Here is a 24,625-nt window from a genome sequence, read left to right on the forward strand (position 1 = left end):
CATCACTAGTACTAAAAAAACTAAAAAATAGGTGCCAGGAAATATTAAAAGACCATAACCTATATTTTCTTTCTCTGTTCATGTATTTAAAACATTCGTTTTTCAACTATTATAATATATAACAAAAGGTAATAAGTGGTATAATTGTATACACACTACTAATATATGTAGAGGGGAGATTATTTAAGAGTGAATTTAAACGAACTAGCAGAAACATTAAATAAAATGTATTCTAATGCCTCAGAAGGAGACCAGGTAGCGAATATACATTTATTTGGGGTTAAATACGCAGATCATATCTTAAGGAATAATTATAAAGCTACTGAAATTGTAAGAAGGTCAGGAATTAAACCATCCTATGCTACTGAATTAAGTAAAGGTATAAAGTTATCTAAGTATGTAACACCAAAAGTTTAAAGGTAAAAAAAGGAAAATTGTGATTATAATGCTTCTAGGTTTCTTCAAATGATATCCAGTAATGAGGGTCTAATAGCTATAGTAAGAAAATTAACATTGCTAAGGCTATAGAGACTAGGTTATGGTTAACCAAAGTGATGACTCGCCCAAATTTGTTTAATATTGAAAGAGAGCGTAACTATTTGAATTTGCTAAACTGAAATTAAGTGACTTTTTAAGTCAATCTATTTCCTAAACAATATTTTTCGTGCATCACTAGTACTGAAAAAAACTATATATGAGTAAAAATCGAAAATAGGAGGGTTATATGAGTGGAGATGGATTGATTTGGCTTGTATTGATAGTAGCTCTATTAATTTTAAATTTTTCCGCAATTTACTTCAATCGAAGAATCAAATTGCCTTTTTGGTTATCAGGTATTATCATCGGTGTATTTGGACCCATTATTGCTTTCATTTCTGGTTCCCTATTTGTGAATCTGGACCATAGTAGTGGTGGTACTGGTGAAGGAGCAGGATTTGGGGCAGCTTTCATCGGTTTAGTCATTATTGCTAACGGAATTAGTTATCTAATCATCGGCATAGCTGCAAAAATAAAAAGTTTTCTAGCGCATAAGAATATTAATCAATAGCTAGAAAACGGAACACACAAAATATTTTCCGGATAGTCATTGTACAGTGAGCCACTCAATCACACCTGTTGAAATCTCCATCCCTGCTTTTTTGATGAAGAAATCTGGAAGCTTGATTCGTATGACTAATTTGAGAGTAAGGGATTCTATTATTTTTTATAAAATGGTGAATGATGAAGTCCAGTAGCGCAAGTCCATACCCTTGTCTTTTGTATTTTTCAATCACTACTAGTAAGCCAATTGAACCTTCATCGTGAATGCCAATAAATCCAATCACCTTATTATTTGAAAACCCACCGAAAAGAGTACCTTCCTTAAGACGTTGGATAACATATGTATAATCATTAGTAGGATAAAAAGTTTTCACTAAAGAAATGTCATTTTCATTAAGACGTCTTATGGTTAATGTTGGTTTTGGAATAGTTACGGGAAACTCTTTTAAAATCGCTGCCTGATAATAGGTATCTCTATGAATTAAATGGTATTTCTCCTGAACATAAGATTTGGCCCAACTTTGAAATACTTCGCATTCTTTTATCTCTTCAATATCTTGTAACAATCTCTTATAATCATCCAAACTGTCACAACTAATCATATAGGTCTCGCTCGGAACATCAAACAATACAACCCCGTGAATATCTGATCGTATGATATTTGCTTGATGTCGTTTAATACTTTCTATCATATTAATATGATGAAGAATATTTTTATTTAAATACCTAAGCGCCATAGCTTCCATTTTTTAAGCTTACTCCTTTCGGGGGTCATAAATCTTCATAACTTTTTACTTCCACAAAAATAGCGTTAGTCCTTCTGAATGCTAATTGATCGTTTAAAATAGTTGGAATCATTGCTTATTAAACTATTTTTTTCTAATTCCCCAAGCCTTTAGTGGTTAATTAGTATAAGAGAAGAGGGATATTCATAGCTCATCCGAACCTGTACTCCCCCATTTACTATTCGAGGCCTTCAGCCCATGGGTGGCTTCCAGTCTTAACCATTTCCTTCAAGTTTTTTGGTCAGCATAAAAGGTATTATTTGAAAAATGGAAGCGTTTTACCTATACTTAGTTTACACGATAAACAAAGTATAGGTAAAACACAAATTTCTTTTAGGAACTACAAAAGTATTTTTCTATTAAGTAGATACGGAGGAGAGAAAATGAAGAAAAAGGTTGTCATTACAGGTGGAAGTGGTCTACTTGGCCGAGATGTCATAAAAGAGTTTATCGATCATGGTTATGAAGTTCTTAATGTGGATAGGCAGTATCCAAAAGAAGCGCTCTGCAGAACAGTAATAACAGACTTAACAAATCTTGGTGAAGTATATGGGGTAGCGTCCCGAAAATGCGGATTTACAACGTTAAGCTGTTTTCATTGTTAAAAACGAAGGATTTAACAACGATAAGACTTTTGAGACAAGTCTTACGAGACACTAGTAAGCTTTATTTTACGTAAAATCGGTTAAGTCCCAATAGATTAGACCATATTGATATAAACCTCATACCCCTTGATATAACAACGATTGTATTCTCAACGTTGTAAATTGTGAAAATCCTGACGCTACCCCGTGAAGTGGTGTCAGCTCCAATCTGGACTCCAAACTCCTATTCTCAATTTTATACTTCAAAATACCTGTTTATAATACATGTTGTATTAGTGATGATTTTAATTTATACAGAGTCATGATGCTAAAAAAAAGATATACGGATAATACGGATAATAAAAATAAGGATAACCATACCAAAATGGGCTCAATAACGTACCAGCCAACAAACCACCTAATAAACCGCCTAGAAATGGGCTTCTCCACCAATATGGTCTCCAAAAGAAGGGAGATCCAAAAAATGGTCTAAAGGGAAAAGGCCTAAAAAATGGTCTAAAGAAAATGGCCTTATACCCCAAATCCTTTGGTCTAAATTTTCAACCTGATTATTTTGCCGAGATGGATCGTAATAATATTGCGGTTCTGAATTCATGAAAAGGGATTTTAAATCAGGCTTAAATCTGTAATTGGTGCTTTGTTAAGGGCTAGAACATCGCATCTTTTTTATAAACGTCGCGACTTTCTTAAAAATATCGCGTCTTTTTTATTAGTATTGCAACTTTATTTCAAAGCTACAGAAGATTTATTTTAGTAATATTTTGGCTTAATTTTAAAACGAAAGGAATCTCAATAATTGTCTATCCAAAGGAATAATTGCTATTTAGAATTGAGGATAAAACATTTTATTCGAGGCATTCTATCTTTGTACTAAACCACAAACAGGAGGAAGTAGCATGGCTAATCAAATTGATACTAATAAATTAAAACAAGCAGAGGCAGCCTCTTCTATAGTAAAAGATATGATAACTTCAGCGATTGAACAATCTGCTGCTAATACTACTCTTGCTTCAGAAGCATTAAAACAAGCATCAAATGAAGTTGCAGGCGGTTTTCTATATTTATTGTGTTTAATTAAGTTCAGTAAAGGGAACGGTGGAAAAAATTTGAGATGAGACATATTACCCAAAAAGATTATACATCGCAAACCTATAATCGTCGCCAAATAGAAGAACTGATGGGGATTTGGAAACGAGGTTACTACAGAAAAAATGGTGCTATTCACCAAAAGTAATTTTATAACTATATTCCCAAAAAATTCACCACATAAGAAAATTCTGATTCGGGTAATCTAAAAAGGTCAAAAAATTCAAGGAGGATTCATCATGACAGTAATAAATGATGTTAAGACAGCTCTAGCAGGATTAAAAAGTGCACAAGCAAGTTTCGAAACATTTGCTCTTGGTACAGATAATCAACAGGCAAAGCAACTTTACCAAGATGCTGCTAAACAAACCCAATCTGTTATTAACAGCCTTGAACCACGCGTTCAACAAATTGAACAAGAAGAACCTCAATACAAACAACAATAATGAGTAAGATAAAAAAGGTTGGCCTCCCAACCAACCTTTTTTAATTCCTTTAAATAATGGGAAAAACGGAGATGGTTTCATGAAAGACAAAATAACCAAAATAAAAATTTTTCTTTCCATTTTAGCCGTGATCGGGTTTGGAACAGGATGTAACGATAACCAAAATCAGTTAGATGAGGATAACAATCATTTAGGTATTTCACAAGTACATACGAGTAAACCCATCGGTCAATCTGTTGCCAATAGGGCTAAAGAAAAGATTATTACCAAAGAAGAAATTTCAGATGTAAAGGCTGTGAATACAGATAAAGAGCTTTTTGTAGCAATAAAGGTAGAAAATTTCAATCGTTTTCGATTAAAAAGTATCGAGAAGACAGTAAAGTCAGACTTAGAAAAAATGTATCCGAATCATAAAGTCGTCGTTTCGACGGATAAAAAAATGTTCTGGGAACTCGAAAAAATAGAACAAAGACTGCAAAAAAACAATATGAATAAGAAAAGCTTGAAAAAAGATTTGCAAAAACTTGAAAGTATTCTAAAGGAACAGACGTAAAGAGGAAGGATCGAGCTATGTCAAATAATCAAAAGAAACAATTAACTCCTGTCCAACAGGAGTACCAGGAATTACAAAAACAACGTGAAATAAAAAGACCGGTTGTAACAAATTGTATAAAAGCCTTTCTAACAGGTGGTCTCATCTGTCTTATTGGTCAGCTTATTCAAGACTTTTACATCTATTATTTTGATTTTACAGAGCAAACGGTCGGAAATCCGACGGTAGGTACTTTGATTTTTATTACGATGCTTCTTACCGGTTTTGGAGTATATGATCGAATGGCCCAATTTGGGGGAGCAGGGACAGCTGTACCCGTAACTGGTTTTGGTAATGCGGTCATATCACCTGCCATTGAACATCGAACCGAAGGATTTGTACTGGGCGTAGGCGGCAATATGTTTAAACTAGCCGGTTCTGTCATTTTATTTGGTGTGTTTTCTGCTTTTATCATTGCCTTAATTAAAACAATTTTAATCAGATGGGGTGGTTTATAATGCTTGCAGGTCATCGTACATGGGTTTTCGAACAAAAGCCTGTGATTATTTCCACTGGAACAGTAGGTGGACCATTTGAAGCAGATGGAGCTATATCGGAAGATTTTGATCTTCTTCATGCCGATTTATGGCTCGGACAGGATTCCTATGAAAAAGCACATAAAGTTTTTTTTGAAGAAGCTTGTCAAAAGGCAATGGAAAAAGGAGAAATACAAAAGGAACAGGTTCAGTTTCTTCTCGCAGGGGACTTGATCAATCAGATTACTCCCACAAGTTTCGCTAGTCGAACCATTGGAGCTCCTTATTTTGGTTTATTTGGTGCTTGTTCTACCTCTATGGAAGGATTGGCTCTAGGTGCTTATATTATTAATACAAAGGGGGCTAAATATATATTAACAGGGGCTTCGAGTCATAACACAGCTGTTGAAAAACAGTTTCGTTATCCGACAGAATATGGAGGACAAAAACCACCTACTGCACAATGGACGGTTACTGGTGCTGGTGCGGCCCTTTTAAGTGATTCTGGGGATGGACCGAGTGTCACTTCTGCTACGATAGGCCGTGTGATTGATATGGGACTGACCGATCCATTTAATATGGGGGGGGCTATGGCACCAGCTGCTGTTGATACGATTGAAGCGCATTTAACGGAAAGAAAGATTGATCCCTCTTATTATGATTTAATCGTCACTGGGGATCTTGGAAAGATAGGGCGTGAAGTTTCCCTTGATTTATTTAAAAAGCATGGAACTTCCATTAGTGAAGGACAATTCCAAGATTGTGGACTTATGATTTATCGGAAAGGACAACCAGTCCTCGCAGGGGCAAGTGGGGCGGGGTGTTCAGCAACAGTAGTCTATGGTCATTTATTAAATCGCATGAAAAAAGGCGAATTTAAAAGAATGTTAGTAGTGGCCACTGGTGCTTTATTATCACCTCTTTCTTTCCAGCAAAATGATACGATTCCTTGTATCGCTCATGCGGTATCGATTGAATACGGAGGTGAACAATCATTATGACCTACTTTTGGGCTTTTACCGTAGGTGGTTTGATTTGTGTCATTGGGCAAATTATGTTTGATGTGTTTAAACTAACTCCGGGACATACGTTAAGTACCCTTGTAGTAGTGGGGGCCATTTTAGATGGGTTTGGATTATATGAACCCTTGATTGACTTTGCTGGTGCAGGAGCTACCGTACCTATTACAAGCTTTGGGAATTCCCTTGTACATGGGGCCATGCAAGAGGCAGAACAACATGGGTTAGTTGGTGTGCTCACAGGAATGTTTGAAGTGACCAGTTCAGGAATTTCAGCAGCCATTATTTTCGGCATGATAGGGGCTTTAATTTTTAAACCAAAAGGATAAGGAGAATCTAGGATGACAGTAGGATCAGATGTCAAACAATGTTTTGTCAGTTTAAAAGGAGTAGAAGCAAGTCTTTCAAGTTTAGCATTACAGACTCTAGATGATGATTCGAAACGTTCATTACATGAAACCATGATGGTTGTACATGAAGTAGTCACGGATTTAAAAAAACGAGTTGGAGAATTAGAACAAGAGGAATTTCAGTACAAAGGTTTTTAAGAGATATAATTTTTATAGGGGGTGTTAAGTGGTGCCTGAATGGTTAGATATTGCCGTAAGGTCAATATTCTTTGTTGTTGTTTTATTTTTTATTACAAAATGGTTAGGGAAAAAGCAAATCTCTGAATTATCTTTCTTTGAATATGCAACTGGTATTTCCATTGGAAGTATAGGTGCTGAAGTTGCTATGGGACTGGAACGGAACATTTTTCATGGAATCATTGGAATTGTCATTTTTGCAGCAATACCCTTTTTATCTGGTTTGCTTTCCTTAAAAAGTAAAAAGTTCCGTGATTTTGTAGAAGGAACAGGAACTGTCTTTATAAAAGATGGGAAAATCATGGAAGATAATTTAAAAAAGGAAAGATACACGACAGATGAATTATTAGAATTACTTCGTAAGAAGGATGTTTATCAGGTGTCTGATGTAGAATTCGCTGTATTAGAGGCAACAGGGGATTTATCCGTCATGTTAAAGAAAGAAAACCAACCATTAACAGCAAAGGATCTAAACTTGACGGTTGCTTCAATTAAAGAGCCTCAGACTGTCATTATGGATGGTGTGATCATGGATGAACCACTTGCGACTATTGGACGAAGCCGTGCTTGGTTACACACTGAATTAGAAAAACTTGGTGTAACGGTAGAAAATGTTTTTCTTGGACAAGTTAATTCCTATGGAGAGTTAACAGTTGACCTGTTTGACGATCAATTACAAGTCGCATCTCCTCAAGAAAGACCTTCAATTCTTTCGACCATGAAAAAATGCCAAGCAGACTTAGAGTTGTTTGCTCTTGGAACCGAATCAAAAGAAGCTAAGCAAATGTATAGTAAAAATAGTGAAAAACTACAAGAAGCTATTGATAAAGTGATGCCTATTTTAAAAGGATAATGGTTTATTTCGCTATATTGGATGATCTTAAGACACATAACAAAAAAGTAGTACCATTTTTTGCATAATAACATTAAGTCGAATCTTGAAAATAAAATCTTTGGAAAAATATCTTTTTTTAAATTGATTAGAGGGTGCTTAAAATATTAAAACATTACTGGTTAACTTTCTCTGTTAATTTTTGCAGTATTGTCAAAGAGATGAACATCCTTAGTCTGACTTCAGACTAAGGTGATTTTTCCTAAGAGGTGTTAGAAGTGTCTATTTTTTTAGTTAAATTAATTTATATATATATTGTTTTTATTGTATCCATAAAAATTTTAGGGAATCAGCCCTAGCACAACTTACCCCTCACGAATTTGGAGCGATTCTATTTTTATCTTATTTAGCATTGGGGTCCATTAAAGTAAATGGAGTAACAGAGGGGATTATTGGAATCATTGTTATAACGGGCGTCACTTAGTTATATCAAAATTAAGTTTATTAAATTGGTTAAACCCTTTTATTATAGGAAAACCGACTATTTTAGTTAAACATGGAAAAATTGTATATAAAAATTTAAGGAAAAATAGATATCCTTTATCTGAGCTGTTGTCAGGTTTAAGAACAGCAAGATATCCAGATATTCAAGATATTGAATATGCGATTTTGGAAGCAACAGGTGAAATCAGCATTTTACCAAGGAAAGAATTAGTTCCTGTTACTCCAAAGGATTTACATATGAAAGTAGAATACCATGGATTCCCAATAGCTGTTGTAATTGAAGGGAAAGTTCAGAAGCGTAATTTAAAATTAATCAACAAGAATGAAGAGTGGCTTAAGCAAGAACTAAAGGCAAAGGGATATCATCAAATTAAAGATATATTTTACGCTTCTGTTAGAGATACCGACCATTCACTAAACATTAACACATTTGATATTAGCGACTAATCTTAAAACGATTTCCCCTCCCTATATTAATCCTAGATAAACGGTTTTAGGTAAATATGGTTTTCTTAGTACAGTACCTTATCAAACTATCAAGTTCTAAGTATTTTTGAAGAAAGATGAGAAACCAAATGCATCATTATAACTTTTTCCATACTATGGGGATATAAAGAGTGAAACTTTGAGTGTGGTTGTTGTTTAATAATTAATTTTCTTTCCCGAAAAAACAGTCAAATGCCTAAAAGGCTAATGCTATAATAGAGTTTTCCATTAATCTAATAAAAATCAATTCACCAACAAATTGATCCGAAATAATTAATTAAAAAGCCGATTTTTCCTTGACATAAAAGGAGAATCGGCTTTTTACTAGTTATCCCTATTACTCATCTTTATTATCCCTATCGAAGAGGGGCAGATCTCAACAAGAAAAATTGCTAATTTTAAAGTTGGGCATGTATTCGATATATCCCAAACGAATGCACCATTAGAAGATTTACCAAAAATATTCCCTAATAAACAGTTTAATTTCCAAATTGAAGAAGGCAGAAATGTCGAGCATTTAAGGAAAGGGATAGAAGCTGTTTCTAAAGAATTAAATATCGATATGAGAGATATGCGACAATCGGAATTAGGTGTAACAGAATTAGGAGCATCTAAAGGTGCCTTTGTTCAAGGTAAAGATGGTAAAGGTAAAGAGATTGTTATGAATAGTCGTAACACAGAAACACAAGCATTAGCAACGTCTATTCATGAGTTGGCCCATATAGTACCATTATGACCAAGTGCAATCTACGTTAAGCGATGGGAGCCGTTTCGTTCATTATGACTATAGAGATAAGTTTAATATCAACCTCGGTGAACCGTATCATAAGTAAAAGAGGTTTTTGAGGGCATATAAGATTCTAAACATTGAAAAACAGTTAATTTATCTAATCAAGTTTTTAAATTGACTAGCACTTTGAAAGGATGTTGACACGCTAGTAAAGCAAAAAGGCTGCCTAAAAAACAAAAATTTCTTTTAGCCAGCCTTTTGGATTATGCAGTTTTGGAAATGAGTTCGTTAATTTTTAATAAGACCCTTGATTCATCATTAGCGGAATGGAAGCCTTTTGATATATTCTTTTATGTATAATTTATTTTAAATAAAAGAAAACACAATCCCTGTTCAGTTGAACCAATCCACAGCATAAATGATCCAAATACTCCGCAATTAAGCATAAAAAGCACCTTCCTTACAGTTAAGTGAAGGTGCTTCTTTTCTAATAGATTTTGTAAAGCAACATTGTAAATGTAAGCTTATGCTTAATTGTTTAATTCCGAAATATCCATTTCTTTTATGATTTCTGCTATCCGATTTTTTCCCCATTCATACATCATTTCAACGATAGGAAGTAAAGTCATCCCCAATTCAGTCATGGAATATTCCACTTTCGGTGGAACTTCTGGATAAACCTCGCGATGAACTATTCCATCTTCCATCAGTTCTCTTAATTGATTCGTTAATATTTTATGAGATATTTTTGGAAAAAGCCTTTGGAGATCACTGAATCGATGTGGTCCTTCTACCCCTAAATGCCATAAAATAACGATTTTCCATTTACCACTTATAATTGATAAGGTAAGTTCTTTTTCACAATTATAATCACCATTTATGATCTTTTCTTTAACTTCATCTCTAAATGTATCTGGCATAAATTCTTACCTCCTTATTTGTATCAATTGTAACCTGTTGGTAACCTCCTTACAAAAAAGTGCAGTCTTCACAGTGAAGAAACCCAGCAGTAGAATGAAATAGTCGTCTTACCGGCGAATTATTTTTATTAATGAGGAGGAACTACTAATGAGTAAAAAAGCACTTTTAATTATACCACCAGAACGTTTCAATGAAGACGAATTATTTCAACCAAAAGCGGAATTGGAAAGCAACGGAATTGAAGTGACAATTGCAAGTACAAAAACAGGTGAAATCATAGGGGATTATGAAGGTAAAGCAATTGCTGAGGTCATTTTCTCAGACGTTTCTGCGACTGACTATGATGTTGTATCTGTTATTGGTGGATCTGGTACGAACGATCATTTATGGGAAAATAAAGAATTACAAGACTACTTGAAACAAGCGTATACTAATAAAGTTCTTGTAACAGGGATTTGTGCAGGTGCGGTTACTGTAGCTAAAACGGGTTTACTTACTGGAAGAGAAGCAACTTGCTATCCAGTAGATATACAAAAAGACCAATTAAAAGCGAATAAAGTAACATATGTTGAAAAACATGTTGTTGCTCATGATGATATTATCACTGGTGATGGTCCAGATGGCGCTAAAGAATTTGGAGAAGCTTTAGTAAAAGCATTAAGCTAATTCTACAGTCTCTTCGCTGAATTTTCATATAATCAAAAGCCTACGGAATTAATTCCGTAGGCTTTTGGCTATCCAAATGTAAGAAAAATACACCAAATATTAACTCTGATTCAATATGAACCGTGTTACGATATTTATATAGTTTTACTAGGTCGTCTTTTAGTTGAATATCAATCAAATTCAATCGAAAATCAAACCTCAACTTTTTCGTCATACTAAAAAAGTTAAGAGTAAACAGTAAAAGCTTACATAATTGAAGCTGATAAGAGATTTAAAAGGGTATATTTTTTACACGATGCTGGGAGGGACATAAACCCCACTGCCACCTTAAAACTTTATAAAAGAAAGACAAACTACTCATTATTAAGGAGGATTAAAATGGAACATATTGTAATTAATGCTGTATTAAAACCAAAAGAAGGCCTGCAGGGGCAACTATTATCAGAACTCAAAAAGGTACAAGCGGTATCAAGGGAAGAGAGTTTTTTTAGTGGTCTTTATTAAGAAGGGAGCATTTCGCCGTATCTCCTTCGAAACAAATCTTTTGATTTGGACAGACCAAATGGCTAATATATTAATATCGCGAATTACCGATTTGGCGTGATGCTTTCAGATCATCTATCCAGCGTCCATTGGGATAGTGATAATCGATATAGAAAGAGGCAAATGACATTGAAGCAGAAATTGGAACGCTTAAATGATGAACAAGCCGTTGAAATTTTTAAAGCATTGTCGAACCAGACGAGGGTGAGCATTCTTCAAATGTTAAAAGATCCCGACAGTCATTTTTCACCGCAAGCCCATATTATTGCTGATGAAGGATTTGAAGGTGGGGTTTGCGTAGGGGATATCCGAAGCAAGGCCGGGATTTCGCAATCCACTACTTCACAGTATTTATCGATTCTGCTGCAAAGCGGACTGGTTGAAATGAAGCGAATCGGACAATGGACGTATTATCGCCGTAATGAGGAAACGATTAAAAAGTTAGAAAAATACATTGGTACAAAAATTTAAGGAGAATTGAAGTGAGTTTATTACAGCATCGAGCATATAACAGGTTGTACCAAAAGGATAAAATGACGCTTGGTTTCACGATTCCGACGGCAAGGATGTCCAAATATCCGATTATGGAAAATCAGTTGTCGCTTGCCCGCAAAATTGAAGACCATGGTTTCGCGGCATTGTGGCTTCGGGACGTTACGATTCAGAATTTGAATATTGATGATAACGGTCAATTGTATGATGTATGGATTTATTTGACCTATCTTGCGGCCCATACCAAGGAAATTGCACTTGGGACGGCGAGTGTGGTCCTCCCGCTGCGCCACCCTGTCCGAGTGGCAAAGGAAGCATCATCTATTGACCGGTTGTTTCCCGAACGGCTGATCATGGGAGTGGCTTCAGGAGACCGGGATAAAGATTTCACAGCTTTGGGAATATCCAAGCTCGAAAGCGGAGGGCTGTTTAAAAAGAATTATGCATTCCTTGAACGGCTATTAAAGGAGCACAATCCCACTATCAACAGCGATTTAGGCATCATCGATGGAACGGATATGAGAATGATCCCCAAACCTTTTTCTTCGATTCCGACCATGGTGACAGGATTCAGCAATCAATCGATTGAATGGATCGCCCAGAACGGGGACGGCTGGATCCAGTACCCGAGGATTATCCCGCAACAAACTCAATTGATTAACGAGTATCGCGAGTTGTCGGAAATTTACGCCCCAGGAGTGTTTAAACCTTTCACTCAGACTTTATTTATCGATTTATCGGAAAATCCCGATTTGTCTCCTGTTCCGATTCCGTTAGGATTTCGTGTAGGGCGCAAACAGTTATTAGAAATTCTATATCAATTTCAATCCATTGGTGTCAATCACCTGGCATTTGTATTGTATTTTTCAAAGCGCCCTCCAGAGGAAGTCATCCAGGAGCTTGGAGAGTTTGTGTTGCCTTACTTTTCGACTCATGAAATTCCAGTATTAGATTAGTTTTAAAAATTAGATAAGGGAAGAAGATGAACTTATGTCTAAACATGCAAATAAACTAAACGAAATTCCTTTCTCGGTGCTTGATCTTTCACCGATAACAGCCGGAAGTACTCCTGCTGACTCTTTCCGCAATACATTGGAACTCGCACAGCATGCTGAAAAACTTGACTACAAACGTTTTTGGCTCGCTGAACATCACAATATGCCGTTTATCGCCAGTTCCGCCACTTCTGTGGTGATGTCCCATGTGGCAGCCGGTACATCAAAAATCCGGGTTGGTTCAGGAGGAATCATGCTGCCGAATCACGCTCCGCTCGTCATCGCTGAACAGTTTGGCACTCTTGAATCCTTATATCCTGGGCGAATTGACCTTGGTCTGGGGCGTGCACCTGGTACAGATCAGTTGACCGCTCGTGCATTGAGACGCGACTTGAGAAGTACCGGAGATGACTTTCCTGAGCAATTAGCGGAACTCCGCGGTTACTTTGATCCATCCCTGGCCCAAGGGAACCCTATAAAAGCGATTCCGGGTGAAGGTTTGAATATTCCAATCTGGCTGCTGGGTTCAAGCGGCTTCAGTGCGCAGCTGGCCGGAGAACTGGGTTTGCCATTCGCGTTTGCCGCCCATTTCTCGCCACTTAACACTCTGGGTGCTCTACAGATCTATCGCAAGGCGTTTAAGCCTTCGAATGTTCTCGATAAGCCGTATGCGATGGTGGCATTGAATATCATTACAGCAGAAACGGATAAAGAGGCAAAGCGCCTTTTCACAACCCTGCAGCAGCAATTTTTGAATCTGATGAGTGGCAACCTTACACAGCTTCAACCACCGGTAGATGACATTTCCGAATTGGCCAGCAGCTACCAATTAAAGTCTCTCGAGCAGCAATTAGGCTCATCGATTGTTGGCAGCCAGCAGACGGTAAAGGACAAGCTATATACATTTTTGGAGGAGAGCCAGGCAGATGAAATAATGGTCATTGCACAAGTTTACGACCACAAAGCTCGCCTGCATTCATACGAGCTTCTGTCAGAAATTACAAAAAGTGAAAGGTAATAAGGAGGACATCAGCAAGGAAAGTATTGATGTTTTACTTGATAAAAGGGAACCGTTTTTAGATGTGGTTTGGATCAAGTATTTCTATGTGTCACAAGCAGGATTTGACATCACGAATTCTTCCAAAGGGCATCACCATCCTTAAACACGTGACAGAGCGATACTAAATGTTTTTATACCATCATATATCTAGCAGTAACATATACTAAAAACAGTAGATTATTTGTATTTATTGTGTTAAATGAGAATAATACCAACGATGCTTTACAATTATAAGGGGGCTTATCATAATGAGCAAAAAAATCGCTACACTAATAACAGACTTATTTGAAGATGTAGAATTCACAGAACCAGCACGAGCATTTAAAGATGCTGGTCATCAAGTGATCACAATCGACATACAGGCTGGAAAAGATATTACTGGTAAAAAAGGTGAAGCAGTAAAAATTGATAAAGGAATTGGGGAAGTTAATCCTCAAGACTTTGATGCTTTATTCATCCCTGGCGGCTTCTCTCCCGATTTATTACGTGAAGACGACCGTTTTGGTGAATTCGCAAAAGCATTTATACAAGAAGGTAAACCTGTTTTTGCCATTTGCCATGGCCCACAAGTATTAATTGATACAGACCTATTAAAAGGCGTCGACATAACAGGTTTCAAATCAATAAGGAACGATCTCAAAAATGCAGGTGCTAACTACAAAGATGAAGAAGTTGTGGTAAGCAATAATATTGTAACAAGCCGTTTTCCGGATGACATTCCTGCCTTTAATCGTGAATCCTTAAAATTATTAGCTGAATAATAGCGTAAGTACTCAATAGTATCGTTTTAGAAATTAATATTTCACAATGAATTTCAATAAAAAAAGGTTTTAATAAGAAAGGGGTTTTACTATGTCATTAAATGGTAAACGAGTAGTTGTTTTAGGGGGTACTTCTGGTATTGGTTTAGCAACTGCCAAAGCGTTTCTCGATCAATCAGCTCAAGTGATCATTGCCAGCCGTTCTGTTTCCAAATTAAATGAAGCAAAACAAGTTCTTGGTGGCAATGTAGAAGCAATTGAAATCGATTTTCGAAGCGAAGAAAAAGTAGCAGAATTTTTCAGTAAGGTTGGAAAATTTGACCACCTTGTGGTAACAGCAGGTGAAGGAGCAATGGGGCACTTTAGCGAACTGCCTGTGGCAAGTGCAAAAGAGGCGTTTGATAGTAAATTCTGGGGGCAATATATCACTGTCCGTTTTGCACTTCCATATTTAAGCAATGAGAGCTCAATCACCTTAACCTCTGGTGTATATGGAGTTCGTCCTCCTCAAGGCGCTACTACGTTAGCGGCAATCAATTCAGCCATTGAAGGATTGGTTCGAGGACTTTCTATAGACCTAGCGCCTATTAGGGTAAACGTGGTTTCACCTGGAATTGTAGATACTCCAATCTATGCTGGAATGTCAGATGATCAGAGGCAAGCACTGTTCAACGGCATTGCACAACAGCTCCCTGTTGGACGGATTGCAAAGCCGGAAGACATAGCTGAAACCTATGTATACCTTGCTAAAAATGGTTTTACTACTGGGACGACTGTTCTTATTGATGGCGGGGCTCACTTGGTATAAGTGAGATTATAATGTTATTTTTGTGGCTATACTACAACATGTATAGCCACATTTAATTTTTTAATAATGATCCGATTTTCCAATAAACGGTAATGATTGAAGAATTGCAGTTCAAGAAAAACAAGGTGAGATATGAAAGGCATGATGAAAATGAGTTTACCTGACAATGAAAAAATATTGAGAATTAAGCATTCACTTGAAAAACGTGTAGTAACTTTACCTGATGGAACCTTTCTTCCAAGCATTGGTCAAGGAACATGGTACATGGGTGAAAATCCTGAATCGAGAAACAAAGAAATCAAAGCTTTGCAACTTGGAATTGAACTAGGCATGAAGCTAATCGATACGGCTGAAATGTACGGAAATGGCGATTCCGAACGTTTAGTTGGTGAGGCAATCAAGGGGCGTAGAGATAAAGTTTTTTTAGTATCGAAAGTATATCCTCATCATTCCGGGTTAGATTTGATTGAAAGTGCATGTGAAAATAGTCTAAAACGACTAGGAACAGATCATCTTGATTTGTATCTTTTACACTGGAGAGGTCGTGTTCCATTGGCAGAAACGATTGAAGGAATGGAGAGACTGCGCAAGGATGGTAAAATTGTAAGATGGGGAGTTTCTAATTTTGATACGGATGATATGTTAGAGTTGTGGGATACCGCTAACGGAAAAAATTGTGTGACAAATCAAGTGTTATATCATCTAGGTTCTAGAGGAATTGATTATGATCTCCTACCATGGCATCATGAACATAACATGCCAATTATGGCCTATAGTCCCCTGGCCCAGGGAGGGAGCTTAAGAAGACAATTACTAAGCGATCCAACCATCATTGAGATTGCAGAAAGATACAATGTGCAGCCATTACAAATTGCTCTTGCATGGACCATTCGTTCGAACAACGTAATTGCTATCCCAAAAGCTGTTAAGGAAGAACATGTTTTAGCCAATGCTCAAGCTGCTACTATTCAATTGACCATAGAAGATCTGAACAGACTTGACGAGGTATTTCCAAAACCAACAAGAAAAATACCTTTGGATATTATATAAAATGAATGGGAACAAAGGATCGATCGAGACTTATTAAAGCTTCAGCGACTCCTTTTTTTCCTATTTCAACCGGCCAAGCGACTTTTGTATCCAATCATGGAAGGATTTCCTCAAACGTATTGGAAAAAGTTTTGAAATCTTTTAATACGGTTTTCCCTTTTTCCGTGAAGAGAGGATAGATCACCATTCCTTCGATTTTGTCTCCTTTCTTATCATAAGGTAGTGTATCAATGATTTGAATTTTATCGATAATTCGGTCAGCACCATACCCTGATAATAGAACAAGAATGAACAAAACAACGAGGGTCTTTTCCATCTATTTCATTATTATCCAACATTTCATTCAAGAGGCTAGTTTAAGTACAGTAATTTTAAAAATTACAAACTCTAATGCGTTCTGATTTTAATCCATAAATTTACAGTTGACTTTACAAACTGTAATAATTAAAATTACAGTATAGCCAGTAGATGAGCTGAATAATATGAAGGAGTGTGTATAAGTATGGTTAATTTGTATACGACACCAAGTTGTACTTCTTGCCGAAAAGCAAAAGCTTGGTTTGAAGAACATCAAATTGAGTATATTGAAAGAAACATATTATCCAATCCCCTTACAGTCGATGAGATTAAATCAATTCTTCGATTGACTGAAGATGGGACTAATGACATTGTTTCAACTAAATCAAAAACATTTCAGGAATTAAATGTAAGTATTGAATCTCTTCCACTTAATGAATTTTATAAATTAATAATCAACTACCCTCAAATGTTGCGCCGGCCAATTATCCAAGACGAAAAAAGATTACAGGTTGGATATAACGAGGAAGAAATCCGCAGTTTTTTGCCTCGTAGACTTCGCACATTTTCGAACGTCGAATGGCAAAAAGTGGCCAATTAATATTATTTCGGAAGGAGGAAGAAAGTGATGATTGAAGTATTCGTTACAGTTAATTATAAAGATAAAAATTATCAAACCAATGTCATTGTAAATAAAGAAATGGCATGGGAAAAAATTAAACAGTTAGCAGAAGAACAAGTTAAAAAACAATGGGGTTATTAAACTTAATTATACAAAAATTTCTAAACAAACAAATATGTTTACGCACCTTTAAGGAAGTGAAGGTGATTCGTAAAGATTTACAGGATGCTTGGAATTCCTTATTCATGGTTAAGAGTTAATACAACATTTCTAATTAGATACTTGACAAGATAAACTGTAATATATATTGTTACACTATGTTGATTGATTTTAAAAAAAGATGCAGAAGCTATATGTAAAGCAAAAAGGTAATTAGCTGTGTTGATTTATAAGGAGGCAGGACATGAATAGTGATTTTACACTTGCCATTCATAGTTTAACTTATCTTGCGTTGCAGCCGGACCGTATGTCAACAAGTGATGGTATCTCAGAGAGTGCTGGTGTCCACCCAGTACGCATTCGTAAAGTGCTGAGCTTGTTAAAAAAACATGGATTTATAAAATCAAAAGAAGGAACCGGCGGCGGATTTATTTTTACTCTAGAGCTTAGTGAAGTTAATCTTTGGGAAATATATATGATAACCTCTGAAGGTGCTTTACAGCCTAAGTGTACTGATTCAAATGAAAAGTGTATTGTGGGAGCAAATATGAAAAGTGTATTATTTACAATTTTCTTAGGTGCGGAAGAACATTTGGGTGAATATTTAAAGAACTATACAATTAAAGAAGTTGTCGATCTTATAAATCAAGAACAAAATAGCGGCTGTGACTGACGGCCGTAGACTTCTTTTTATTAAATTGTAATAAAAAACATTACAGATTTATCTAGGTGATATATCCCCGATGACTGTAGCTTAAAAAAAGGTTCTATCTTGATTACATTCATAAAATACAAAAATAACTTAAGAAGGTGAAAAAGGATGTTGACGAATGGTAATTCCGTTTTGAAAACAGGTGATTGGATTAAGGGAAAATCAGAGGATGGGGAATTAATAATTGGTTATATTGAATCACAGAGTATTCTGGATGGAGTTGTTAAAGTAACGGTTGCTACGAGTGACAATCGTGAAACGCTTGGCAAAACAATTCCGATTTTAAGTAAAAATGTTAGGAAACTGCCACTTTCTAAGGTGGTAAACAAGGAAGAAATTCTATTTCTAATAGACTTGGCATTATCAACGGGGGATGAAGCATGGTTTATTGAGCTTTCTTCCAAGTTAAACTCAATCAATCAGCTTGTTGATGGAGTACATTAAAACTTATACAAATTATATATAGATTTTTTAAATTAAATTACAACGTGTTTGGAAATATTCATTTTTCGTGAAAATCGTGATTCATCACTAACGGAGCCAGTAATGGTTTTCCGTTGTACATATGAGATATGTATAAGGTATATATAGTTTTAATATCATGGTTATATTCGGTTAGGACAATAACAACAAGAATTATTGTAAAATATTTATAAAGTTTATAGATAACATATGCAATTAATACATATATGTTATCACGTCTGTTGATTAACTAATTTTTATCACTAAAAACTAATAAAAAAGAGAGATTCCATGTAAAATGTAAGTTACCACACAAACCTTTACAAGGAGGAATCTCTAGGCTTGCGAATACCACGATTTTCACACTACTTCAAAACTTTATTTCACAAAAAGAAATCGACGGGATTCTAGCTGTTCAGTTTGAAGATACGGCTCGTAAATGTGATGTATCAACACTTTTAAACTACTTGGTGGGTGCCGCTACATTTGAATGGAAAAGTATGCACCACGCTGCGGATGTTGCACCAGCACAAGGCTTGAAATCAGTGGATTATTCGACACTTTCAAAACGTTTAGGTGAACTGAATTATCTCATCGTGAAACGCATTTTTGAACGGATTGTCAGCCGTTTAATTAAAGTTTTTACACAAGCGCATCCAGGTAAAATCAGATGTAGAAGCCTTGTCATTTGCAGGTTTTACACGCCTGTTTCTTTGGCATGCACTTCCATTAAAATGGCGAATATACGTCGAAGAAATTCTGTCGTCAGCTCGGATGATGTATCAAAAAAGTGTTACGTGATTTTGGCTAATCAACACGTGTGACATTTAAGTATAGAAGAAAAGCGAAAACTCACGTATCGTAATTGTTGCTTAGACAAACCACGATAGGAGTTTTCGCCTTGTATAACCAGTTTATCAAATTGATTTTACCGTTACCATCTTTTTTTACAATTTCTTTGCCAACCGACGATGAACCAAACGGATTTCCATCTGCCATTCATGTGTTGGATCGCTTTCATCTCGTCCAATTTTTCACGGATGCCCAACAAAGATGTAGACGGTATTTAGGTGAAGTAAAGAAACACCATAAATCACGTTTTATTGACCGCTGCTTAGCACAAAAACCTGCAGAATTAACAGCGGAAGAACGTGGGTGGGTTTGTGGCTGAATGGCACAAGGAAGATTTGCATACGAAGCATATTTATCAAGCATTAAATCACATACGTTATGAGTTATTCGATAAGAAAAATTAAAAGTTTTGCCTTTTTGAATTTGCATCCCTCAAAGGATCGATATTAATATTGTATTGTATTTTAATGTCCATCTTCTCAAACAATTCAATCCATTTTTTTTCTTCCATTGGTTTTGAGAATGGTCTTTTTGTTTGTATGCCAATCTGTAATGGATCCACTTTCAATTCTTGCATCTTTTTAAACAGTTCATGTGTTTGTTTTTCAAGATGGGTTTCGATATCTTTTTTCATATTTTCTAATTCCTTTGGGTCAAATAATTGTTTCTCTCCCCGGTATTCCTCAATTCTAGTGTCCATATTCACGGTATAGGTCATTGTAGAATAGCTGCTATCGAAATCTACTATTACTTTAGATCTAACATGACCCAGTACAATTTCAAATTTTTGAATCGGTAAAACAACTAAGTAGTGATCGTTGTTTATCAGCTGGAAGATACGATCATCTAAAGATGAAATAGTTTCAACTAGCTTGTCATCTTTAAACAAGGCTGTACCTTCATAGTTGACCCCATCCTCTTCTATTTTGAATACAGGCAAAAAAGGATCTGAATAAGGAGTATAGAGCAAATTTTTAAATTGATGAAGATTAACGACAGTTAATTCTCCTTGGTTTTTTTCCTCATAATGCTTCAGCATACGGTAAAACGAGTAATCAAAGTTTTCATCTTTGTCCAATTGACTTTCCAAGTATTCATCAAAATTTCCTTTTACGATTACTAAATAGATTCTCGGAGAAATATCCGGATCAGTCAATAATACATTTATAATGGACATAATGCCGTCTCTTCCAAGTTCATCACTAATTACCAGCATCCGCATTTGTCCAGATTTCATTTCCTGGTAGAAGTTGAGGTTGTACTTCTGTACTCCCTCCTTTAATAAGCTGACTTCTTGCGACATAACAAACTTCTTTTCTTTACTTAGAGGAGGCAAAATTGTACTGACTTTTAATTTCCCTGTATCCCCCTTACTAATTGCCAAAAAGGTAACGGGAGAAATTTCTTCAATAAGGTTATTTTCGGTAAAAGGGGCACAGCCAGATAAACAAATAGTCATAAAAAGAAGTATTAATCTATTACATATCTTTTTATGTAGACGCACTTTTTTTAACTCCCCTTTTTTTCATTGCTAAAACAATAACAAGTGGAACAAGAAAATAGCTTATGCTTCCAGCTATAATTTGAAGATTAAGTAAAAAATTCTGCTTCTCCCAAGGCTTCCAAAATAATTCATTCACAAGAATCATTCCGATAAAAATAAGGAATACACTGAATAACAAACCTTTTCCACTGGTTGGCTTGCTCAATTTACCAAAAGCTATTCTAGATGCTCCATAAAACAATAGTAGAAATAGAGAAACTGCAAAAACTAGGTTAAATAATTCAAAGGAAAGCATGATCATATCAATTCGTTCAAACACTGGGTTTTGAAAATAACGGGACATATTAATAATTGGATATTGAGTTTTACTTAAATAATTGGAACCGAAAAAAAATAGGGATGCTATAAATAGGAATACATACTCTACAACGGTGAGAGCGTTTCCGTAAGACAAATAGCGAAAGGTTTTATTGTTTGTTTTAAGCCATGGTCCCAAAAATACCAGAAATTCCGGACCAGAATAGGAAGACAAAATTAAAAAAACGGCTTTCCAATTTTCTACTTTCCACTCCATTGGAATAAGTGGATACAAATCACTGAGTTGAGCTATTGGAGGGAAGACGAAAAAAACGAAAAATGTGAACATCCAAAATGTACAGAAAAAAGAAATCAACACAAAACGAATGGTATGTTCAACGCCCCTACCTGCGACATAAAAACATAACAACAAAATAAAAAAGACAAGAAAATTTGTATCTGTTGATGGAAGTATAAATGTTTGAACAATTTCGATGAATCCTAACGTTATGACGGAAAGTTTAAGTAGAATAAAGAACAACCCGATGAAAGAGAGAAAACGTACCAATTTTTTCCCAAACAATTGGACAAATCCATTATATCCATTGCTAGATAAACGGGTTAAAAGCCACTTCGATAAAAGAAGAAGGTTTAGTTGGGATAATATCCCGACAGCTATAAGCACCCAAATCATATATGGATTGATCAAGATATTTGGCATAATCAGAAAGAAGTATAGCATTTGGAGGCGATTTACCAACAACATGGCATAGAACCCATTATAGGTTTCATTCTTTTTAAATAATTGGTGGGTTTCCATCATCAAGTCATCTCCTAGTTTTATCTCTCTTCTGTTTTAGAGGTTTAAGATGCTCTGGACGCTCCAACATTTTGACTAATGGCCCTCGAATGAATAAGTCAATCCAATCCTTACCGAAAAAAGGGGAAACTGGTGAAAAATAGGGTTGCTTGATTGAAGACAAGCTATTAAGATGAGCCAAAATAGCAATGCTTCCTAGTGCAATCCCAATTATCCCAAGTAAAGAAGAAAAAACAAGAAGCATCAATTGAATTAATGAATTTGCTTTTGTCATAAGGTAGTTGGGAATAAGAAAGGAAGCTATCGTCGAGATCCCAACCATGACAATTAATACTTTGCTAGCGAATCCAGCCTCAACAGCCGCTTGACCAATCACAATACCACCAATAACCCCAAGTGTTTGACCAGTTTTTGTAGGCATTCTTAAACTTGCTTCTTTTATGATTTCAATAAAAATTAACATGATAAATGCTTCCCAAAAAGGAGTAAAAGGAAGCATGCTCCTTGATTCGACCAAGACCAGAAGTGTTTGCATAGGAATCATTTGATAGTGATGAGTTGTCAATGCCACATAGAAAGGAATCAATGTGATTGACAGAACAAAACTGGCATATCGGATGATGCGCAAAAAACTGGCAACTACCCATCGATTAATATAGTCCTCGGGTGATTGGAATAAATGGAAAAAAGTAATGGGTGCAACAAGAGCAAATGGTGTATTGTCTACCAGAAGGGTGATCTTTCCTAATCCCAGAGAATAAGCAACTATATCAGGCCGGTCAGTTTGCTGAAACTGAGGAAAAATACTGTTTTGATGTTCCTCCATGAATGCCGCAACTTGAGAGGAGTCAAAGAAGAGATCAAAATTAATTTCAGAAATCTTCTCTTTGACTGTTGAAACAAATTCTGGATTAGTCAGCCCCTCTATGTACATTAAAACAACACTTGTCTCGCTCATAGAACCGACAGTAAACTTCTCTGCTTTCAGTTCATGTATGGGGAGTCGTCTTCGAATAAGCGTAATATTTTGTTCTACTTGTTCACTAAAGCTGTCCTTTGCTCCGAACAGAATGGTTTCTGTTTCGGAAGTTTCAATGGCACGTCCAATAGGATTTTTTAATGGCACAGCTAACCAAAGGTTTTGCGAAGAATCAAATAACAAAATGGAACCTGAAAACAACTGTTTTTTTGCCTCTATAAAATTAGGAATGTGAATAATGGAGGAATTCGTAATACAATCTTGAATAGACGGTTTGGAACATTTAGTTAAAGGTTTTATAATGCTTTCATTTAATTTTTCTTGGTCAATGAGAGTTCGTATGTAAACAAGATGAATTTTTCGAATAACGGAAATGTCAATTTCCACAAATTCTGCATCATCCATTTGAACGAGGCTTTTTTTCAGAGCTTCTATCGATAATTCTGATTCAGCTATTGATTGAGCAACAAACTTACTTTCAATTTGTTTTTTTTTCCAAAACATGTACATCCCACCCCTCTTATTGAGAAAAAACATTTCTAGTCGTACTTAAAAATTTCATATTCATACACATTGTTACCAATTTAATTTTAAAATATACAAAACACGTAGAGGTGCATAACGACCCAAGAGGAACAAAGGCAATCCATAATAGATAGGCCTTCTTCATCTTAAAGATTGTTATAATAAAGAAGTGTCAAAAGCTAACTGTAGCTTTGGATGCTCTTTTTTGTTCAAAACACGAATCTTACTAGCCAGGGAGTTAAAATTTAGAGATGAATAACAAAGATATAGCAGAGATTCGAAAACAATTTAAGTTGGATAACGATTTACTGAAAATAGTGGTGGAAGAAGAGAGTACTCCTACTTTGGATACTAAAGAGATTGAACGTGTGCTGAAGGCGAGCGGCGTAAAAGATATGAATACGGAAAAAGTGGAAAGGGCATTTCAGCAGGTGGTTGAAGACAAAACGTATGAAATGAAAGCAAGCCATATCGTTCCGAGTTACGCGTCCAAGTCCATTAAGATCAGCACAAAAGTAGCGAATGTTGCAATCAGCCCTCAAGACTTGAGATATGTCAAACAGGTCAATTAAAATGGCAAACGCTGTCTATTGATCAAGGTGGAAGAAGACTCGATGATTGAAGGATTTAAGCTGCTTCCGGAAGAGCTGTTGGAGTAAGAGAGATTGGGTGATCCTTCAGCCAGCTATCTAAAATGGACAGGGGAAAAAACCTCATTTAGCCCTGTTACGGTGAACCGTATCACAAATAGTGGTAAAGCAGAGAGTGGAAGTTGAATTAAGCAAAACCGTATTAGAACAAATTAAATAAATTAACAGCCCCTAAGGATTTTATATCAAGTCTGAAGGGGTTTTATATTTGTCTTAGAATAAGTTATAACAGGGGAATAAACGTTCTGTTTTTGTTAAACT

The 24,625-nt window shown here is 35.9% G+C and carries 33 protein-coding genes and 3 pseudogenes; 29 read left to right on the forward strand and 7 right to left on the reverse strand.

The annotated features are described in order from the left end of the window. Positions 1-189: 189 nt before the first annotated feature. Positions 190-417: an HTH-like domain-containing protein gene (locus ACWNMZ_RS03300; protein WP_349205449.1), complete on the forward strand. Its 228-nt coding sequence runs from the start codon at positions 190-192 to the stop codon at positions 415-417. Positions 418-724: 307 nt separating this feature from the next. Next, entirely contained in the window at positions 725-1,048 is a 324-nt protein-coding gene (locus ACWNMZ_RS03305; protein WP_031535519.1) for a hypothetical protein, read from the forward strand. Between the two features lie 55 nt (positions 1,049-1,103). Here ACWNMZ_RS03305 and ACWNMZ_RS03310 read toward each other — a convergent pair whose 3' ends face one another. After that, positions 1,104-1,787: a GNAT family N-acetyltransferase gene (locus ACWNMZ_RS03310; RefSeq protein ID WP_449598267.1), complete on the reverse strand. Its 684-nt coding sequence runs from the start codon at positions 1,785-1,787 to the stop codon at positions 1,104-1,106. 422 nt (positions 1,788-2,209) lie between these two features. On the opposite strand from ACWNMZ_RS03310, the pseudogene ACWNMZ_RS03315 reads away from it, so the two are divergent. From ACWNMZ_RS03315 to ACWNMZ_RS03370, 12 genes and pseudogenes are all read left to right on the forward strand, one after another. Beyond that, a pseudogene (locus ACWNMZ_RS03315) lies at positions 2,210-2,383 on the forward strand (NAD-dependent epimerase/dehydratase family protein); the annotation flags it as partial. A gap of 944 nt (positions 2,384-3,327) precedes the next feature. Then, entirely contained in the window at positions 3,328-3,546 is a 219-nt protein-coding gene (locus ACWNMZ_RS03320; RefSeq protein WP_035416354.1) for a hypothetical protein, read from the forward strand. Further along, positions 3,543-3,665 (forward strand): hypothetical protein, encoded by a 123-nt coding sequence (locus ACWNMZ_RS03325; RefSeq protein ID WP_264298269.1) that lies wholly within the window; start codon positions 3,543-3,545, stop codon positions 3,663-3,665. Before ACWNMZ_RS03320 ends, ACWNMZ_RS03325 begins: the two co-directional genes overlap by 4 nt. Before the next feature lie 91 nt (positions 3,666-3,756). Further along, entirely contained in the window at positions 3,757-3,963 is a 207-nt protein-coding gene (locus ACWNMZ_RS03330; RefSeq protein ID WP_031537037.1) for a DUF1657 domain-containing protein, read from the forward strand. 79 nt (positions 3,964-4,042) lie between these two features. Further along, positions 4,043-4,516 (forward strand): YhcN/YlaJ family sporulation lipoprotein, encoded by a 474-nt coding sequence (locus tag ACWNMZ_RS03335; protein ID WP_031537035.1) that lies wholly within the window; start codon positions 4,043-4,045, stop codon positions 4,514-4,516. 17 nt (positions 4,517-4,533) lie between these two features. Further along, entirely contained in the window at positions 4,534-5,013 is a 480-nt protein-coding gene (gene spoVAC / locus ACWNMZ_RS03340) for a stage V sporulation protein AC (RefSeq protein ID WP_031537034.1), read from the forward strand. Further along, the gene (gene spoVAD, locus ACWNMZ_RS03345) at positions 5,013-6,032 is read left to right on the forward strand and encodes a stage V sporulation protein AD (protein WP_031537033.1); all 1,020 of its coding nucleotides are present in this window, start codon (positions 5,013-5,015) and stop codon (positions 6,030-6,032) included. The genes spoVAC and spoVAD overlap by 1 nt, the downstream gene beginning before the upstream one ends. Continuing rightward, positions 6,029-6,379, forward strand: a complete 351-nt coding sequence (gene spoVAE / locus ACWNMZ_RS03350; protein ID WP_031537032.1) for a stage V sporulation protein AE — start codon at positions 6,029-6,031, stop codon at positions 6,377-6,379. The genes spoVAD and spoVAE overlap by 4 nt, the downstream gene beginning before the upstream one ends. A gap of 12 nt (positions 6,380-6,391) precedes the next feature. After that, positions 6,392-6,598 (forward strand): DUF1657 domain-containing protein, encoded by a 207-nt coding sequence (locus ACWNMZ_RS03355; protein ID WP_031537031.1) that lies wholly within the window; start codon positions 6,392-6,394, stop codon positions 6,596-6,598. A gap of 31 nt (positions 6,599-6,629) precedes the next feature. After that, positions 6,630-7,490, forward strand: a complete 861-nt coding sequence (locus tag ACWNMZ_RS03360; RefSeq protein WP_031537030.1) for a DUF421 domain-containing protein — start codon at positions 6,630-6,632, stop codon at positions 7,488-7,490. Between the two features lie 257 nt (positions 7,491-7,747). Continuing rightward, positions 7,748-8,420: pseudogene (locus ACWNMZ_RS03365) on the forward strand (DUF421 domain-containing protein). A 601-nt stretch (positions 8,421-9,021) separates the two neighbouring features. After that, positions 9,022-9,195 (forward strand): hypothetical protein, encoded by a 174-nt coding sequence (locus ACWNMZ_RS03370; RefSeq protein WP_155986741.1) that lies wholly within the window; start codon positions 9,022-9,024, stop codon positions 9,193-9,195. A 524-nt stretch (positions 9,196-9,719) separates the two neighbouring features. On the opposite strand, the gene ACWNMZ_RS03375 is transcribed toward ACWNMZ_RS03370, so the two are convergent. Beyond that, positions 9,720-10,109 (reverse strand): winged helix-turn-helix transcriptional regulator, encoded by a 390-nt coding sequence (locus ACWNMZ_RS03375; protein WP_031537027.1) that lies wholly within the window; start codon positions 10,107-10,109, stop codon positions 9,720-9,722. A 148-nt stretch (positions 10,110-10,257) separates the two neighbouring features. Here ACWNMZ_RS03375 and ACWNMZ_RS03380 point away from each other — a divergent pair, with 148 nt between their 5' ends. Continuing rightward, positions 10,258-10,776, forward strand: coding sequence for a DJ-1/PfpI family protein (locus tag ACWNMZ_RS03380; RefSeq protein WP_031537026.1), 519 nt, complete (start codon positions 10,258-10,260; stop codon positions 10,774-10,776). Between the two features lie 40 nt (positions 10,777-10,816). On the opposite strand, the gene ACWNMZ_RS03385 is transcribed toward ACWNMZ_RS03380, so the two are convergent. After that, positions 10,817-10,990, reverse strand: a complete 174-nt coding sequence (locus ACWNMZ_RS03385; RefSeq protein ID WP_193224634.1) for a hypothetical protein — start codon at positions 10,988-10,990, stop codon at positions 10,817-10,819. Between the two features lie 164 nt (positions 10,991-11,154). On the opposite strand from ACWNMZ_RS03385, the gene ACWNMZ_RS03390 reads away from it, so the two are divergent. The 8 genes from ACWNMZ_RS03390 to ACWNMZ_RS03425 all read left to right on the forward strand — a co-directional run bounded on the left by ACWNMZ_RS03390 (position 11,155) and on the right by ACWNMZ_RS03425 (position 16,485). Continuing rightward, the gene (locus ACWNMZ_RS03390) at positions 11,155-11,280 is read left to right on the forward strand and encodes a hypothetical protein (RefSeq protein ID WP_264298268.1); all 126 of its coding nucleotides are present in this window, start codon (positions 11,155-11,157) and stop codon (positions 11,278-11,280) included. Between the two features lie 258 nt (positions 11,281-11,538). Then, on the forward strand, positions 11,539-11,790 hold the full coding sequence (locus ACWNMZ_RS03395; RefSeq protein ID WP_371472758.1) for an ArsR/SmtB family transcription factor: 252 nt from the start codon (positions 11,539-11,541) through the stop codon (positions 11,788-11,790). Positions 11,791-11,801: 11 nt separating this feature from the next. Then, a complete protein-coding gene (locus ACWNMZ_RS03400; protein ID WP_031537024.1) occupies positions 11,802-12,767 on the forward strand; it encodes a TIGR03571 family LLM class oxidoreductase in 966 nt (321 codons plus the stop codon). A 34-nt stretch (positions 12,768-12,801) separates the two neighbouring features. After that, a complete protein-coding gene (locus tag ACWNMZ_RS03405; protein WP_031537023.1) occupies positions 12,802-13,824 on the forward strand; it encodes an LLM class flavin-dependent oxidoreductase in 1,023 nt (340 codons plus the stop codon). Next, positions 13,814-13,969, forward strand: a complete 156-nt coding sequence (locus ACWNMZ_RS03410) for a hypothetical protein (RefSeq protein ID WP_284561524.1) — start codon at positions 13,814-13,816, stop codon at positions 13,967-13,969. The genes ACWNMZ_RS03405 and ACWNMZ_RS03410 overlap by 11 nt, the downstream gene beginning before the upstream one ends. Before the next feature lie 145 nt (positions 13,970-14,114). Beyond that, entirely contained in the window at positions 14,115-14,627 is a 513-nt protein-coding gene (locus tag ACWNMZ_RS03415; protein ID WP_031537022.1) for a type 1 glutamine amidotransferase domain-containing protein, read from the forward strand. A 91-nt stretch (positions 14,628-14,718) separates the two neighbouring features. Continuing rightward, entirely contained in the window at positions 14,719-15,435 is a 717-nt protein-coding gene (locus tag ACWNMZ_RS03420; protein ID WP_031537021.1) for an SDR family oxidoreductase, read from the forward strand. A gap of 150 nt (positions 15,436-15,585) precedes the next feature. Beyond that, positions 15,586-16,485 carry an aldo/keto reductase gene (locus ACWNMZ_RS03425; RefSeq protein ID WP_031537019.1) on the forward strand — a complete coding sequence of 300 codons (900 nt, stop codon included), beginning with the start codon at positions 15,586-15,588 and terminating at the stop codon, positions 16,483-16,485. A 94-nt stretch (positions 16,486-16,579) separates the two neighbouring features. Here ACWNMZ_RS03425 and ACWNMZ_RS03430 read toward each other — a convergent pair whose 3' ends face one another. Next, positions 16,580-16,801, reverse strand: coding sequence for a hypothetical protein (locus ACWNMZ_RS03430; protein ID WP_031537018.1), 222 nt, complete (start codon positions 16,799-16,801; stop codon positions 16,580-16,582). A gap of 186 nt (positions 16,802-16,987) precedes the next feature. On the opposite strand from ACWNMZ_RS03430, the gene spxA reads away from it, so the two are divergent. From spxA to ACWNMZ_RS03455, 5 genes are all read left to right on the forward strand, one after another. After that, on the forward strand, positions 16,988-17,383 hold the full coding sequence (gene spxA / locus ACWNMZ_RS03435) for a transcriptional regulator SpxA (protein WP_031537017.1): 396 nt from the start codon (positions 16,988-16,990) through the stop codon (positions 17,381-17,383). 27 nt (positions 17,384-17,410) lie between these two features. After that, positions 17,411-17,545: a BA3454 family stress response protein gene (locus ACWNMZ_RS03440; protein WP_031537016.1), complete on the forward strand. Its 135-nt coding sequence runs from the start codon at positions 17,411-17,413 to the stop codon at positions 17,543-17,545. A 262-nt stretch (positions 17,546-17,807) separates the two neighbouring features. After that, the gene (locus ACWNMZ_RS03445; protein WP_031537015.1) at positions 17,808-18,236 is read left to right on the forward strand and encodes an RrF2 family transcriptional regulator; all 429 of its coding nucleotides are present in this window, start codon (positions 17,808-17,810) and stop codon (positions 18,234-18,236) included. A 147-nt stretch (positions 18,237-18,383) separates the two neighbouring features. Then, positions 18,384-18,719 (forward strand): IDEAL domain-containing protein, encoded by a 336-nt coding sequence (locus ACWNMZ_RS03450; RefSeq protein ID WP_031537014.1) that lies wholly within the window; start codon positions 18,384-18,386, stop codon positions 18,717-18,719. A gap of 919 nt (positions 18,720-19,638) precedes the next feature. Then, the gene (locus ACWNMZ_RS03455; RefSeq protein WP_031537013.1) at positions 19,639-19,908 is read left to right on the forward strand and encodes a transposase; all 270 of its coding nucleotides are present in this window, start codon (positions 19,639-19,641) and stop codon (positions 19,906-19,908) included. An 81-nt stretch (positions 19,909-19,989) separates the two neighbouring features. Here the strand turns inward: ACWNMZ_RS03455 and ACWNMZ_RS03460 are convergent, their stop codons facing one another. The 3 genes from ACWNMZ_RS03460 to ACWNMZ_RS03470 are packed head-to-tail and all read right to left on the reverse strand — an operon-like array spanning position 19,990 to position 23,693. After that, positions 19,990-21,048 carry a Ger(x)C family spore germination protein gene (locus tag ACWNMZ_RS03460; RefSeq protein ID WP_268817929.1) on the reverse strand — a complete coding sequence of 353 codons (1,059 nt, stop codon included), beginning with the start codon at positions 21,046-21,048 and terminating at the stop codon, positions 19,990-19,992. Positions 21,049-21,079: 31 nt separating this feature from the next. Further along, complete coding sequence (locus tag ACWNMZ_RS03465; protein WP_081836610.1) at positions 21,080-22,213, reverse strand: GerAB/ArcD/ProY family transporter; 1,134 nt, start codon at positions 22,211-22,213, stop codon at positions 21,080-21,082. 4 nt (positions 22,214-22,217) lie between these two features. After that, positions 22,218-23,693 (reverse strand): spore germination protein, encoded by a 1,476-nt coding sequence (locus ACWNMZ_RS03470; RefSeq protein ID WP_235252360.1) that lies wholly within the window; start codon positions 23,691-23,693, stop codon positions 22,218-22,220. Positions 23,694-24,037: 344 nt separating this feature from the next. Between ACWNMZ_RS03470 and ACWNMZ_RS03475 the strand changes: the two are divergent. Next, positions 24,038-24,373: pseudogene (locus tag ACWNMZ_RS03475) on the forward strand (DUF4317 family protein); the annotation flags it as partial. Between the last annotated feature and the right edge of the window lie 252 nt (positions 24,374-24,625).

The organism is Niallia sp. Marseille-Q9988, assembly GCF_976954375.1.

What these genes read in the sequence shown, in the direction of transcription:
- ACWNMZ_RS03390 (WP_264298268.1), top strand. Translation starts at nt 11,155, where the DNA reads ATGGAACATATTGTAATTAATGCTGTATTAAAACCAAAAGAAGGCCTG.
- ACWNMZ_RS03430 (WP_031537018.1), bottom strand. Translation starts at nt 16,801, where the DNA reads ATGGAAAAGACCCTCGTTGTTTTGTTCATTCTTGTTCTATTATCAGGG.
- ACWNMZ_RS03420 (WP_031537021.1), top strand. Translation starts at nt 14,719, where the DNA reads ATGTCATTAAATGGTAAACGAGTAGTTGTTTTAGGGGGTACTTCTGGT.
- ACWNMZ_RS03460 (WP_268817929.1), bottom strand. Translation starts at nt 21,048, where the DNA reads ATGACTATTTGTTTATCTGGCTGTGCCCCTTTTACCGAAAATAACCTT.
- ACWNMZ_RS03465 (WP_081836610.1), bottom strand. Translation starts at nt 22,213, where the DNA reads ATGATGGAAACCCACCAATTATTTAAAAAGAATGAAACCTATAATGGG.
- ACWNMZ_RS03310 (WP_449598267.1), bottom strand. Translation starts at nt 1,787, where the DNA reads ATGGAAGCTATGGCGCTTAGGTATTTAAATAAAAATATTCTTCATCAT.
- ACWNMZ_RS03305 (WP_031535519.1), top strand. Translation starts at nt 725, where the DNA reads ATGAGTGGAGATGGATTGATTTGGCTTGTATTGATAGTAGCTCTATTA.
- ACWNMZ_RS03330 (WP_031537037.1), top strand. Translation starts at nt 3,757, where the DNA reads ATGACAGTAATAAATGATGTTAAGACAGCTCTAGCAGGATTAAAAAGT.
- ACWNMZ_RS03320 (WP_035416354.1), top strand. Translation starts at nt 3,328, where the DNA reads ATGGCTAATCAAATTGATACTAATAAATTAAAACAAGCAGAGGCAGCC.
- ACWNMZ_RS03395 (WP_371472758.1), top strand. Translation starts at nt 11,539, where the DNA reads ATGTTAAAAGATCCCGACAGTCATTTTTCACCGCAAGCCCATATTATT.
- ACWNMZ_RS03470 (WP_235252360.1), bottom strand. Translation starts at nt 23,693, where the DNA reads ATGTTTTGGAAAAAAAAACAAATTGAAAGTAAGTTTGTTGCTCAATCA.
- ACWNMZ_RS03450 (WP_031537014.1), top strand. Translation starts at nt 18,384, where the DNA reads ATGTTGACGAATGGTAATTCCGTTTTGAAAACAGGTGATTGGATTAAG.
- spoVAE (WP_031537032.1), top strand. Translation starts at nt 6,029, where the DNA reads ATGACCTACTTTTGGGCTTTTACCGTAGGTGGTTTGATTTGTGTCATT.
- ACWNMZ_RS03385 (WP_193224634.1), bottom strand. Translation starts at nt 10,990, where the DNA reads ATGACGAAAAAGTTGAGGTTTGATTTTCGATTGAATTTGATTGATATT.
- ACWNMZ_RS03335 (WP_031537035.1), top strand. Translation starts at nt 4,043, where the DNA reads ATGAAAGACAAAATAACCAAAATAAAAATTTTTCTTTCCATTTTAGCC.
- spoVAC (WP_031537034.1), top strand. Translation starts at nt 4,534, where the DNA reads ATGTCAAATAATCAAAAGAAACAATTAACTCCTGTCCAACAGGAGTAC.
- ACWNMZ_RS03405 (WP_031537023.1), top strand. Translation starts at nt 12,802, where the DNA reads ATGTCTAAACATGCAAATAAACTAAACGAAATTCCTTTCTCGGTGCTT.
- ACWNMZ_RS03370 (WP_155986741.1), top strand. Translation starts at nt 9,022, where the DNA reads ATGAGAGATATGCGACAATCGGAATTAGGTGTAACAGAATTAGGAGCA.
- ACWNMZ_RS03380 (WP_031537026.1), top strand. Translation starts at nt 10,258, where the DNA reads ATGAGTAAAAAAGCACTTTTAATTATACCACCAGAACGTTTCAATGAA.
- ACWNMZ_RS03415 (WP_031537022.1), top strand. Translation starts at nt 14,115, where the DNA reads ATGAGCAAAAAAATCGCTACACTAATAACAGACTTATTTGAAGATGTA.
- ACWNMZ_RS03445 (WP_031537015.1), top strand. Translation starts at nt 17,808, where the DNA reads ATGAATAGTGATTTTACACTTGCCATTCATAGTTTAACTTATCTTGCG.
- spoVAD (WP_031537033.1), top strand. Translation starts at nt 5,013, where the DNA reads ATGCTTGCAGGTCATCGTACATGGGTTTTCGAACAAAAGCCTGTGATT.
- ACWNMZ_RS03355 (WP_031537031.1), top strand. Translation starts at nt 6,392, where the DNA reads ATGACAGTAGGATCAGATGTCAAACAATGTTTTGTCAGTTTAAAAGGA.
- ACWNMZ_RS03325 (WP_264298269.1), top strand. Translation starts at nt 3,543, where the DNA reads ATGAGACATATTACCCAAAAAGATTATACATCGCAAACCTATAATCGT.
- ACWNMZ_RS03375 (WP_031537027.1), bottom strand. Translation starts at nt 10,109, where the DNA reads ATGCCAGATACATTTAGAGATGAAGTTAAAGAAAAGATCATAAATGGT.
- ACWNMZ_RS03425 (WP_031537019.1), top strand. Translation starts at nt 15,586, where the DNA reads ATGAGTTTACCTGACAATGAAAAAATATTGAGAATTAAGCATTCACTT.
- spxA (WP_031537017.1), top strand. Translation starts at nt 16,988, where the DNA reads ATGGTTAATTTGTATACGACACCAAGTTGTACTTCTTGCCGAAAAGCA.
- ACWNMZ_RS03440 (WP_031537016.1), top strand. Translation starts at nt 17,411, where the DNA reads ATGATTGAAGTATTCGTTACAGTTAATTATAAAGATAAAAATTATCAA.